The sequence below is a fragment of the Mesorhizobium sp. M1A.F.Ca.IN.020.03.2.1 genome (genome assembly GCF_004023205.1).
Taxonomy (GTDB): domain Bacteria; phylum Pseudomonadota; class Alphaproteobacteria; order Rhizobiales; family Rhizobiaceae; genus Mesorhizobium.
On the sequence record NZ_RZSV01000177.1, the window covers coordinates 1 to 10,943 of the forward strand.

A 10,943-nucleotide genomic window follows, 5' to 3' on the forward strand; every position below is an offset into this window, starting at 1 on the left:
ATTGTCGCGCGTGCGGTCGATGGCGGTGATGACGTTGCCGGCCTCCGTCTTCGACAGCGCCTCCTCCTGCCGCACGTCGGAATCGACGATCGTCGCGCCCGGCTTGGTGCTGTCAAGTGGCGGATTGCCGTCCGCAGGCTGCGCGGGAAACGCTGGGGCGGCGACCACGAGAAGCATGGCCACCACAAGGGCTGGAAAGACAAGGGCTGGAAATCCTGTTCCGGGGCACGGGGCGCTCGCCATCGCTCGCTCCTGGTTGAACTTGTGGCGGGGCGAAAAAGGCGAAACGAGTCCTGTCGGCGGGAGGTTCCGTTTGCGATGATGCTGACGGGCCTGCAACCGGCCCGCCAGCATTGGTCGTCAGCTCGCCTTCTTGGTGATCAGCGTCAGCGCGCCATTGGGTTGCAGGCTGGCGGCGATCACCTGCGCCGAGCTCATCCCCTTGGCTTCGAGCGCGGACTTCACCTTGGGTGTCGCGTCGATCGATTTGCGCAAGGTCTGCAGGCCGGCGTCGCCGCGTTGCGCCACGATCTGATTGACCTGCGTCTGCGTGTCCTTTGGCAGTTCCGTAATATCGACGATGCTGACGCTCTCGATCGTTGGCGCCTTGGGCGCGGCGGCAGCAGGTGCCGCAGGCGCCGGGCTCGGCTGCGGCGCGGGCTGCTGCTGCGCGCCGGCCGCACCCGCCATCATCAAGCTGGCGGCGGCCGCGAAAAGTATCGTCTTTCGCATGGATATTCCTTCCCTCGGTTTGGAAAACGGTCGTTTTGGGCTGACTCGGTCACCTCAACCGCCAAATGGGATCGGAAGGTGTCGTCGAGCGGGTCATTGCATGACCATTGGATGGCGACAATGTGCGCTCCGCGCCCACACAAACTCGCTTTTGGGAGCAATCGCTGATGGCAAGAATTTCCCGTGCCGCCTATGCGCAGATGTACGGCCCCACGGTCGGCGACAAGGTGCGGCTTGCCGACACCCAGCTCTTTATCGAGGTCGAGAAGGATTTTACCGTCCATGGCGAGGAAGTGAAATTCGGCGGCGGCAAGGTCATCCGCGACGGCATGGGCCAGAGCCAGGTATCTAGGGCGGGCGGCGCCGTCGACACCGTCATCACCAACGCGCTGGTCGTCGACGCGCTCGCCGGGATCGTCAAGGCCGATATCGGCCTGAAGGACGGTCGCATCGCCGCGATCGGCAAGGCAGGCAATCCGGACACCCAGGATGGCGTCACCATCATCATCGGTCCCGGCACTGAGATCATCGCCGGCGAAGGCAAGATCCTGACGGCCGGCGGCTTCGACGCGCATATCCACTTCATCTGCCCGCAGCAGATCGAGGAAGCGCTGATGAGCGGCATCACCACGATGCTCGGCGGCGGCACCGGTCCGGCGCATGGCACCTTGGCCACCACCTGCACTCCCGGCCCCTGGCACATGGCGCGCATGATCCAGTCTTTCGACGCTTTCCCGATGAATATCGGGCTGTCCGGCAAGGGCAATGCCTCAAAGCCGGCAGCGCTGGAGGAAATGGTGCTCGCCGGCGCCTGCTCGCTGAAGCTGCATGAGGATTGGGGCACGACGCCGGCCGCGATCGACTGCTGCCTTTCGGTCGCCGACGACTATGACGTGCAGGTGATGATCCACACCGACACGCTGAACGAGTCCGGGTTTGTCGAGAACACGGTTGCCGCGATCAAGGGCCGCACCATCCACGCCTTCCATACCGAGGGCGCCGGCGGCGGCCATGCGCCCGATATCATCAAGGTCTGCGGCCTGCCCAACGTCATCCCGTCATCGACCAACCCGACGCGGCCTTACACGGTCAACACCCTGGCCGAGCATCTCGACATGCTGATGGTTTGCCATCATTTGTCGCCGTCGATTCCCGAGGACATCGCCTTTGCCGAAAGCCGCATCCGCAAGGAGACGATCGCGGCCGAGGACATCCTGCACGACATCGGCGCCTTCTCGATCATCTCCTCCGACAGCCAGGCCATGGGCCGCGTCGGCGAAGTGGGCATCCGCTGCTGGCAGACCGCCGACAAGATGAAGCGCCAGCGCGGCGCGCTGGCTGAGGAGACGGGCGACAACGACAATTTCCGGGTTCGCCGCTATATCGCCAAATACACCATCAACCCGGCGATCGCGCATGGCCTGTCGAAGGAGATCGGCTCCGTGACGGCCGGGAAACGCGCTGATCTCGTGCTGTGGAACCCGGCCTTCTTCGGCGTGAAGCCGGAGATGGTGCTGGTAGGCGGCACAATCGCCGCCGCCCCGATGGGCGATCCCAACGCATCGATCCCGACGCCGCAGCCGATGCACTACCGGCCGATGTTCGGCGCCTACGGCAAGGCGCTGACCAACTCCTCGGTCACCTTCGTCTCCAAGGCGGCTTTTGATGCCGGCTTGCAGGGCAGGCTTGGCGTAGAGAAGGCGATGGTCGCGGTCGAGAACACGCGCGGCGGCATCGGCAAGCATTCGATGGTGCTCAACGACGCCACGCCGCATGTCGAGGTCGACCCTGAAACCTATGAGGTGCGCGCCGACGGCGAGCTCTTGACTTGCGAGCCGGCGACGGTGCTGCCGATGGCGCAGCGGTATTTTCTGTTTTAGCTACCGGATTTCATTCCTGCGGCTCTTCGACCTCATCGCCTGATCGTCATTGGGCTGATGGCTTGGATGGTCTAGGCTCCGGGAAAAGGCAGGATTCGAACCATGTACAAGGCCGTCGGATCACGAGGTTCCCGGGTCAGCCGCGTGCTCTGGATGCTCGAGGAGCTCGGGCAATCCTATGAGTTCGTAGAGGTGAAGCTGCGCTCGCCCGAGACCTATGCGCTGAACCCTTCCGGCAAGGTGCCGATCCTGATCGACGGCGAGCTGACGATCACTGATTCGGCGGCGATCTGCGTCTATTTAGCGGACAAGCATGCCGATAAGGGAATGGGCGCCGATCCCGGGCTCGCCGGCCGCGCCGAGATGGATTCCTGGATGCATTTTGCTCAGAGCGAGTTCGAGGCGCCGCTGTGGAACAAGCTGCGCCATCGCTTCATCCTGCCCAGGGAGCTGCGCGTCGATGTCGGCCCTGCCGCCGCCCATGATTTCGCTTCGGAAGTGAAGGCGCTGGACCGCCGGCTCGGCGACAAGCCTTTTGCGCTCGGCTACCGCTTTTCCGCCGTCGACGTTCTGCTCGGCGATATGGGTGGTTGGGCGCGCGCCGGCCGGTTCTCGGTCGACTCAGATCGCGTCAACGCCTATTTCGATCGCGTGCTGTCGCGACCCGCCCGCGCGCGGGCGCAAGCCAATGGCGGAGCCATGAAATGAAGCTCAACATCAACACCGATTTCACCAAATTTCCGCGCGCCGTCTCGGTGCTCCCGGCCGGCGAGGGCGGAGCGGCGACACCTTTCGACAAGGCCATCTTGCCGCATGACGAGCGGCATTTGCGCCGCCGCGCCATCGAAACCGCCGGCGGCGACAGGGTGTTGGTCGATCTGCCCGAGCCGGTGGCGCTCGGCAATGGCGACCGGCTGGTGCTGGAGGACGGCCGCCAGCTCGAGATCGTCGCCGCGCCGGAGGAAGTCTACGACATCCGCGCCCGCGACAGCGTGCATCTCACCGAGCTTGCCTGGCATATTGGCAACCGCCACCTCGCGGCGGCAATCGAGGCGGACCGTATCCTCATCCTGCGCGACCATGTCATCAAGGCGATGCTGGAAGGGCTCGGCGCCGCGGTCAGCGAGGTGCTGGAACCGTTCAGTCCCGTGCGCGGCGCCTATTCCGGACATGGCCACGACCATGGCCATGCGCATGATCATCACGGCCACGACCATCACGATCATGATCACGCGCATGGCCATCATGACCACGACCACGATCACCACCATCACCATGACTGACCAGCCGTCCGGTACCGCACTGCTGCGGCTGATGGCCTGGCTGTCGCCGTCCTTTCCGGTCGGCGGCTTCTCCTACAGTCATGGCCTCGAAAGGGCCGTGCATGACGGACTTGTCGCCGATCGCGGGGATCTCGCCGAGTGGCTGGAGACGCTGGTCGAGATGGGCTCGGGCTGGAACGATGCGGTGCTCTTTGCCGAAAGCTGGCGGCGCGCGCATGACGGCGGCGATATCGCGGAAGTCGCCGCGCTTGCCGAGGCGCTTGCCGGATCGCAGCAGCGTCACATGGAAACCATGCTCCAAGGCGCCGCCTTCCAAAAAGCCGCCTCTGCCTGGCCTTGTCATGCGCTCGAGCGCCTGCCTGCGGATTGCCCCTATTGCGTCGCTGTCGGCGCGATCGCTGGCAGCGATGGCATCGGCTTGGCGGACGCGCTGTCGGCCTTCCTGCAGGCCTTCTTCTCCAACCTCGTGCAGGCCGCTATCCGGCTCGGCGTTGTAGGACAGGTCGATGCCACCGCTTTGTTAGCCGGCTTCGAACCGTTGGCGCTCGCGACAGCTGCTCGCGCCGCGAACTCCACGCTCGATGACCTCGGCGGCTCGGCCTTGATATCCGACATTGCGGCGATGAAGCACGAAACCCAATATTCGCGTCTGTTCCGCTCATGATCATACTTGCCTTTGTCCTCTCCCTCATCCTGCTGCTGATCACCACGCTGCATGTCTATTGGGGCATAGGCGGCATCTGGCCGGGAAAGGACGCGAAATCCTGCGCCCGCGCCGTCGTCGGCTTTCGCGGCGTCGACGACATGCCCTCGCCCGTCGCGAGCTTTGCCGTCGCCGCGTGCCTGGCGCTTGCGACGCTATGGCCGCTGGCCCTTGAAGGCGTCTTCGCCTCGCCCTTTCCCAGGCAGGGCCTCGCCGCCACGGCGCTGCTCTTTGGGATGGTCTTCTTCGGGCGAGGCATCGCCGGCTTCACCCCCTGGTGGCGCGGGCTGACGCCGGAGCAGCCCTTCGCCCGGCTCGACCGGCGCCTCTACTCGCCGCTCTGCCTGTTGATCGGGCTGGGCTTCGCAATCCTCGCCATCACGGAGTTTCCGGCATGAGCCAACCCAATGGTCCCCTGCGCATCGGCATCGGCGGCCCCGTCGGTTCCGGCAAGACGACGCTCACCGAAAAGCTCTGCAAGGCGCTGCGCGACCGGTTCTCGATCGCCGTCGTCACAAACGACATCTACACCAAGGAAGACGCCATGATGCTGGCGCGCCTGCAGGCGCTGCCGGAGGAGCGCATCGTCGGCGTGGAGACCGGCGGCTGTCCGCACACGGCCATCCGCGAGGACGCCTCGATCAACCTGCGGGCGATCGCCGAGTTGAACCGCAAATTCCCCGACCTCGACATCGTCTTCATCGAATCGGGCGGCGACAATCTCGCCGCCACCTTCTCGCCGGACCTTGCCGATCTGACCCTCTATGTCATTTCCGTTTGCCAGGGCGAGGAGATACCGCGCAAGGGCGGCCCGGCCATCACCCGCTCAGACTTCCTCGTCATCAACAAGAGCGATCTGGCGCCCTATGTGAACGTCAACCTCGACGTCATGCAGGCGGACGCCGCCCGCATGCGCGGCAAGCGGCCTTTCGGCTTCACCGATCTGTCGCGCGGCAAGGGCCTGCAGGAAGTGCTCGAGTTCATCGTCGAGCTGGGCGGGCTGCAATCGGCACGGCCTGCCGCCTGACCCATCAGTTTGCGGTTGCTGGCAGCCGCCATGCACGGCATGCTCGGCCAAACCGGAGGATTTTCGATGAGCCTTGCCCGTCTGCAGAAGGAAACGCTGACCAACCTGCCTTATTACCAGGAGCGGGTCGATCTCGCCGCCGCCTTCCGCTGGACGGCGCGGCTCAACATGCATGAGGCGGTCGCCAATCATTTCTCGCTGTCGGTCAACGAGGACGGCACGAAGTTCCTGATGAACCCGAACCAGGTGCATTTCTCGCGTATCAAGGCGAGCGATCTGCTTTTGATCGACGCCAACGATCCCGAAACGCTCTCCGGCCCCAACGCGCCCGACCCGACGGCTTGGGGCCTGCACGGCGCCATCCACCGCAACGTGCCGCATGCGCGCTGCGCCATGCATGTGCATTCGATCCACGCCACGGTGCTTGCCTCGCTGGCCGACTCCACCCTGCCTCCGATCGACCAGAACTCGGCCATGTTCTTCAACCGTCATGTCGTGGACCCTCATTATGGCGGGCTGGCCTTCGAAGAGGAGGGCGAGCGCTGCTCGAGACTGCTCGTCGATCCCAAGGTCAAGGTGATGGTCATGGGCAATCACGGCGTGATGGTCATCGGGGATTCTGTCGCCGACACCTTCAATCGCATGTTCTATTTCGAGCGTGCCGCCGAGACCTACATCAAGGCGCTGTGGACCGGTCGGCCGCTGCGCACGCTCTCCGATGAGATCGCGGAAAAGACGGCGAGCGAGATGGACGACTATCCCGGCCAGGCCGAGCGCCACCTTGCGGAGCTGAAGGCAATCCTCGACGAGGAAGAGCCGGTCTACAGGAACTGAGCCCCGCGGTTGTGGGTTGACGCTGGAGGCTTGGCTTTCGCCTATTTTCGAAGCCGGGCGCTGCCCCTCACACTCTCCCCGTGAAGCACGGAGAGAGGAGGATCGTCGGCGTCGGAGCGTGTCCCTTCTCCCCGTATTCACCGGGAGAAGGTGCCGGCAGGCGGATGAGGGGCAGCGCCGGCGTTGGCACGTCTTCTTAGAGACCCAATTGCGCCCGCAGTTCCTCGGCGCTGTTGATGACGATTGCGCCGGGCAGCCCTTCCATCGGCGCTTCCGGCCAGAAAATCGTCTTCATGCCGGCAGCCAGGCCGGCCATCGCGCCGGTGCGGCTGTCGTCGACCGCGACCGCGTCGGCCGGATCGACGCCGGCGAGATAAGCCGCGCGCAGGAAGGGTTCCGCATGCGGCTTGCCTTGGCGTACGTCGTTTCGGCTCACCGTGTGCATGCCGGGATAGACGAGACCGACCGCGCCGAGATTGGCGTCGACGATCAGCCGGTCCGAATTGGACACCACCGCCTGCTCGACGCCTAGCGCGCGCAATTCGTTGAACACCTCGATCGCGCCGGGCCGCGGCTTGAGCGTCTCGGCCATCGGCAGATAGTGGTCGTATTTGCGCACGATCCAGTCATCGAAGTGCAGGTCGAGGCCGAACTGGTCGCGCAGCATTTCGTAGACCGGCCATGCCGCGACGCCCAGCACCCGTTCGTGCAGGTCGGTCGGCGGCGTGATGCCGACGCTGCGCAAAGCGGCCACAAGTGCTGCCTCGTGCAGCGGCTCGCTGTCGACCAGCGTGCCGTCCATGTCCCAGAAAACCGCTTTCGGCGTCATGCAAGGCTCCTTTTGCCGATCCCTTAATGGGTTTCCGGTCAGAGATAAACCGCTCTCCCGGCAAATGGTTGAGGCGAGCGCGAATGGTGTCATCCTTGGTCGGCAGGGGCGCAAGCAATTGCTCTTTCAATTGACAATTGCGCAGGGCCGCTTTCGCTGTAATCTAGAGGGCCCGCTATTGTCGGGCTTGGGGAGGCAGAATGTGAACGCGCGACAGGAAACCGGCAGCACCAGGTTGGACGACGCCGCGCGCGCCGGCTGGCTCTACTATGTTGCCGGCAATACCCAGGATCAGATCGCCGCCAAGCTCGGTATTTCCAGGCAGACGGCGCAGCGGCTCGTCTCGCTGGCGATGTCGGAAGGGCTGATCAAGGTCCGCGTCGATCATCCGATCGCCAATTGCCTCGACCTTGCCGCGCGGCTGAAGTCGCGTTTCGCGCTCGATCTCGTCGAGGTGGTGCCGAGCGATCCGACCTCGTCCTCGACGACGATCGGCGTCGCCGAGGCGGCGGCTGCCGAAATCGAGCGGCGGCTGCGCTCCGCCGCCCCCATCGTCATGGCCATCGGCACCGGGCGCACCCTGAAGGCGGCGATCGAGCTGTTGCCGCCGATGGAGTGCCCGCAGCACAAGGTGGTGTCCTTGACCGGCAACATCTCGCCCGACGGCTCGGCCGCCTTCTACAACGTCATCTTCACCATGGCCGATCGGGTCAAGGCGCGCTCCTTCCCGATGCCGCTGCCGGTCATCGCCTCCTCGCCGGAAGAGCGCGACATGCTGCTCAGCCAGCCGATGATCCAGCCGACGCTGGCGCTGGCCGCGGAAGCCGACGTCACATTCGTCGGCATCGGCGATCTCGGCCCGAAGGCGCCGCTCTACGAGGACGGCTTCATCTCGGAGGGGGAACTGAAGGCACTGCAGAAAGCCGGCGGCGTCGGCGAGATCGTCGGCTGGGTTTTCGACCGCGAAGGCCGCATGATCGAAGGCATCACCAACGACCGCGTTTCGTCCGCCGCCTTGCCGTCACGCGAGAAGTCCTTGGTCATCGCGCTTGCCATGGGCGAGCGCAAGCTGCCGGGCATTCTCGCCGCCGTGAACCGTCGTTTGGTCAATGGCCTCATCACTGATGAACGGACAGCCACCGCCCTGCTCGGCGGCGCGTGATCGTGATGCTGGGCTCGGGCGAATCTGACGCGACGAGCCGTTGGCGATAAAAAGAAACCCGGCTATTTGTAGCGTCCATGCGGATCGTTGCCGTCGAGGAAGCCCATATCCCGCTGCAGGTGCTCCGACAGTTCTCGGACATCGACATAGCCGCGCCTGCGGTTGGCGAACCACGACAATTCCCGTGCCAGCAGCGAAATCCATCTATGTATTGGGGTCGAATCGAGTTTTTCCTGCATCGGAGTCATGATCGTCAGCCTTCGCTATGCTTGAACTGGAGTGATCGTCGACCCCAAATATCGGGCTGATCGGCACGTGCTTCCAATCAAACGTCGATCATGACCCATAAAGAGGCCTTATGCCCGATCTGAGCTCCCGTCAGAATGTCCAGCTCCCGCCCCTGCAGGCGATTCGGGTGTTCGATGCCGTGGCCAGACACCTCTCCTTCACCAAGGCCGCTGAGGAGCTCGGCATGACTCAGGCCGCCGCGAGCTATCAGATCAAGCTTCTGGAGGAGCGCATCGGCGCGCCGCTGTTCCTGCGCCGTCCACGGCAGATCGAGCTGACCGAACCCGGCCAGCGTCTTGCGCCGGCTGTCAGCGAGGCATTCGCGCTGCTGAGCGGCGCCTATGCGGCCGCCCGAGCCGGCGCCGACGGCGTGCTTTGCGTTTCCACCCTGCTCACCTTCGCCTCGAACTGGCTGGCGCAGCATCTGGGATCCTTTCAGGTCGCTCACCCCTCGCTTGCCGTGCGCGTCGACACCTCGAACCGGGTCGTCGACTTCGCCCGTGAGGACGTCGACATCGCCATCCGCTCCGGCGGCGGCAAGTGGCCGGGCGTGGAAACGCATATGCTGTTCAGGGCCGACTTCACCCCGGTGCTCAGCCCTAGGCTTGCGGCGAGCATCGGCGGCGTCAAGGAGCCGGCCGACCTGCTCAAGCTCCCCATCCTCGATCCCGGCGACATCTGGTGGCAGGAATGGTTCGCGCTCGCCGGTCTGCCCGCGGAGGAACTCGCCAGCCGTCCCGGCACCAGCATGGGCGCGCAGGCCTATGAGGCCAATGCCGCGATGGCCGGGCAAGGTGTTGCGATCGTCACCAGCGCCCTGTTCAAGAACGAGCTTGCCGACGGCCGGCTGATCCAGCCCTTCGACCTCGTCGGCGACGACGGCCACGCCTACTGGCTGGTCTATCCCACTGCCCGGCGCAACGTGCCGAAGATCCGCGCCTTCCGCGATTGGATTCTCGCCGAGATCGCCTGTCAGTAGGCCGGCATCACAGCCTGCCGTCTCCGCTACGCATCGCGCAGACGGGCGCGGCATCGATTTGTGCTGCGCTGCAGCATCGATTCCGGCTTGACATAATTCACACTTAGTGAGTAATTGCCCACAGCCAAGGCAAATGCTCATCTTGGTTTTAGGGAGGAATTGATGAAACTTCGCACGCTCACCCTGGGCCTGTTGTCGGCCAGCGCCCTTGCATTCGCCGCGCATGCCGAATCCATCACCATCGCCACCGTCAACAACGGCGACATGGTCCGCATGCAGAAGCTGACGGACGACTTCACGAAGGCCAATCCCGACATCCAGCTCAACTGGGTCACGCTCGAAGAAAACGTGCTGCGCGAGCGCGTCACCACCGACATCGCCACCAAGGGTGGCCAGTACGACGTCTTGACCATCGGCACTTACGAGGTTCCGATCTGGGCCAAGCAGAGCTGGCTCTTGCCGCTCGAGAAGCTCGGCGACGACTACGACGTCAAGGACATCATCCCGGCCATTGCCGGCGGCCTTTCGGTCGACGGCAAGCTCTATGCCGCGCCGTTCTACGGCGAGAGCTCCTTCGTCATGTACCGCAAGGACCTGATGGAGAAGGCGGGGCTCAAAATGCCCGACGCGCCGACCTGGGACTTCATCAAGGAGGCCGCCGACAAGATGACCGATCGGGCCAATGGCGTGAACGGCATCTGCCTGCGCGGCAAGGCCGGCTGGGGCGAGAACATGGCCTTCCTGACCGCCATGTCGAACTCCTTCGGCGCCCGCTGGTTCGATGAGAACTGGAAGCCGCAATTCGACCAGCCGGAATGGAAGAACACGCTGCAGTTCTATGTCGACCTGATGAAGGCAGATGGTCCTGAGGGCGCGTCCTCCAACGGCTTCAACGAGAATCTTGCGCTGTTCCAGCAGGGCAAGTGCGGCATGTGGATCGATGCCACCGTCGCCGCGTCCTTCGTCTCTGACCCGAAGGCCTCGCAGGTCGCCGACAAGGTCGGCTATGCGCTGGCGCCCGACAAGGGTCTCGGCAAGCGCGGCAACTGGCTGTGGGCATGGTCTCTCGCAATCCCCGCCGGCACCAAGAAGGCCGACGCCGCCGAGAAGTTCGTCTCCTGGGCGACCTCGAAGCACTACCTCGAACTGGTGGCTTCGAAGGAAGGCTGGGCCAACGTTCCGCCCGGAACGCGGACCTCGCTCTACAACAATCCGGAGTACCAGAA

General features: G+C 64.3%; 13 protein-coding genes and 1 pseudogene. 10 read left to right on the forward strand and 4 right to left on the reverse strand.

Going from position 1 to position 10,943, the window contains the following annotated elements:
• Window positions 1-243, reverse strand: a pseudogene (locus EOA79_RS23365) (hypothetical protein); the annotation flags it as partial.
• Window positions 244-360: 117 nt separating this feature from the next.
• Window positions 361-732, reverse strand: a complete 372-nt coding sequence (locus tag EOA79_RS23370) for a hypothetical protein (protein ID WP_095799090.1) — start codon at window positions 730-732, stop codon at window positions 361-363.
• Window positions 733-896: 164 nt separating this feature from the next.
• Between EOA79_RS23370 and ureC the strand changes: the two genes are divergently transcribed.
• The 7 genes from ureC (at window position 897) to EOA79_RS23405 (ending at window position 6,459) form a co-directional block, all read left to right on the forward strand.
• Complete coding sequence (gene ureC, locus EOA79_RS23375; RefSeq protein WP_164748232.1) at window positions 897-2,612, forward strand: urease subunit alpha; 1,716 nt, start codon at window positions 897-899, stop codon at window positions 2,610-2,612.
• A 102-nt stretch (window positions 2,613-2,714) separates the two neighbouring features.
• A complete protein-coding gene (locus EOA79_RS23380) occupies window positions 2,715-3,320 on the forward strand; it encodes a glutathione S-transferase family protein (protein WP_128293312.1) in 606 nt (201 codons plus the stop codon).
• Window positions 3,317-3,895, forward strand: a complete 579-nt coding sequence (ureE, locus tag EOA79_RS23385; protein WP_095825543.1) for an urease accessory protein UreE — start codon at window positions 3,317-3,319, stop codon at window positions 3,893-3,895. Before EOA79_RS23380 ends, ureE begins: the two co-directional genes overlap by 4 nt.
• Window positions 3,888-4,559 (forward strand): urease accessory protein UreF, encoded by a 672-nt coding sequence (locus EOA79_RS23390; RefSeq protein ID WP_095825592.1) that lies wholly within the window; start codon window positions 3,888-3,890, stop codon window positions 4,557-4,559. Before ureE ends, EOA79_RS23390 begins: the two co-directional genes overlap by 8 nt.
• A complete protein-coding gene (locus tag EOA79_RS23395; protein ID WP_095825544.1) occupies window positions 4,556-4,996 on the forward strand; it encodes a DUF3995 domain-containing protein in 441 nt (146 codons plus the stop codon). The genes EOA79_RS23390 and EOA79_RS23395 overlap by 4 nt, the downstream gene beginning before the upstream one ends.
• Entirely contained in the window at window positions 4,993-5,625 is a 633-nt protein-coding gene (gene ureG, locus EOA79_RS23400) for an urease accessory protein UreG (RefSeq protein ID WP_095825545.1), read from the forward strand. The genes EOA79_RS23395 and ureG overlap by 4 nt, the downstream gene beginning before the upstream one ends.
• Window positions 5,626-5,691: 66 nt before the next feature.
• Entirely contained in the window at window positions 5,692-6,459 is a 768-nt protein-coding gene (locus EOA79_RS23405; protein ID WP_067324682.1) for a class II aldolase and adducin N-terminal domain-containing protein, read from the forward strand.
• A 196-nt stretch (window positions 6,460-6,655) separates the two neighbouring features.
• On the opposite strand, the gene EOA79_RS23410 is transcribed toward EOA79_RS23405, so the two are convergent.
• Window positions 6,656-7,288: an HAD family phosphatase gene (locus EOA79_RS23410; protein WP_095825546.1), complete on the reverse strand. Its 633-nt coding sequence runs from the start codon at window positions 7,286-7,288 to the stop codon at window positions 6,656-6,658.
• A gap of 202 nt (window positions 7,289-7,490) precedes the next feature.
• On the opposite strand from EOA79_RS23410, the gene EOA79_RS23415 reads away from it, so the two are divergent.
• The gene (locus EOA79_RS23415; protein ID WP_095825547.1) at window positions 7,491-8,450 is read left to right on the forward strand and encodes a sugar-binding transcriptional regulator; all 960 of its coding nucleotides are present in this window, start codon (window positions 7,491-7,493) and stop codon (window positions 8,448-8,450) included.
• A 62-nt stretch (window positions 8,451-8,512) separates the two neighbouring features.
• On the opposite strand, the gene EOA79_RS23420 is transcribed toward EOA79_RS23415, so the two are convergent.
• Window positions 8,513-8,698 carry a hypothetical protein gene (locus tag EOA79_RS23420; RefSeq protein WP_095825548.1) on the reverse strand — a complete coding sequence of 62 codons (186 nt, stop codon included), beginning with the start codon at window positions 8,696-8,698 and terminating at the stop codon, window positions 8,513-8,515.
• Window positions 8,699-8,808: 110 nt separating this feature from the next.
• Between EOA79_RS23420 and gcvA the strand changes: the two genes are divergently transcribed.
• Both gcvA and EOA79_RS23430 read left to right on the forward strand, forming a co-directional pair.
• Complete coding sequence (gene gcvA, locus EOA79_RS23425) at window positions 8,809-9,717, forward strand: transcriptional regulator GcvA (RefSeq protein WP_095825549.1); 909 nt, start codon at window positions 8,809-8,811, stop codon at window positions 9,715-9,717.
• Between the two features lie 162 nt (window positions 9,718-9,879).
• A partial coding sequence (locus EOA79_RS23430; RefSeq protein WP_245489919.1) for a sugar ABC transporter substrate-binding protein occupies window positions 9,880-10,943 on the forward strand: 1,064 nt, incomplete at its 3' end.

Excerpts from the sequence above, each read along its gene's own strand:
- EOA79_RS23370 (WP_095799090.1), bottom strand. The coding sequence starts at position 732 with ATGCGAAAGACGATACTTTTCGCGGCCGCCGCCAGCTTGATGATGGCG.
- EOA79_RS23380 (WP_128293312.1), top strand. The coding sequence starts at position 2,715 with ATGTACAAGGCCGTCGGATCACGAGGTTCCCGGGTCAGCCGCGTGCTC.
- ureE (WP_095825543.1), top strand. The coding sequence starts at position 3,317 with ATGAAGCTCAACATCAACACCGATTTCACCAAATTTCCGCGCGCCGTC.
- EOA79_RS23390 (WP_095825592.1), top strand. The coding sequence starts at position 3,888 with ATGACTGACCAGCCGTCCGGTACCGCACTGCTGCGGCTGATGGCCTGG.
- EOA79_RS23395 (WP_095825544.1), top strand. The coding sequence starts at position 4,556 with ATGATCATACTTGCCTTTGTCCTCTCCCTCATCCTGCTGCTGATCACC.
- ureG (WP_095825545.1), top strand. The coding sequence starts at position 4,993 with ATGAGCCAACCCAATGGTCCCCTGCGCATCGGCATCGGCGGCCCCGTC.
- EOA79_RS23405 (WP_067324682.1), top strand. The coding sequence starts at position 5,692 with ATGAGCCTTGCCCGTCTGCAGAAGGAAACGCTGACCAACCTGCCTTAT.
- EOA79_RS23410 (WP_095825546.1), bottom strand. The coding sequence starts at position 7,288 with ATGACGCCGAAAGCGGTTTTCTGGGACATGGACGGCACGCTGGTCGAC.
- EOA79_RS23420 (WP_095825548.1), bottom strand. The coding sequence starts at position 8,698 with ATGACTCCGATGCAGGAAAAACTCGATTCGACCCCAATACATAGATGG.
- gcvA (WP_095825549.1), top strand. The coding sequence starts at position 8,809 with ATGCCCGATCTGAGCTCCCGTCAGAATGTCCAGCTCCCGCCCCTGCAG.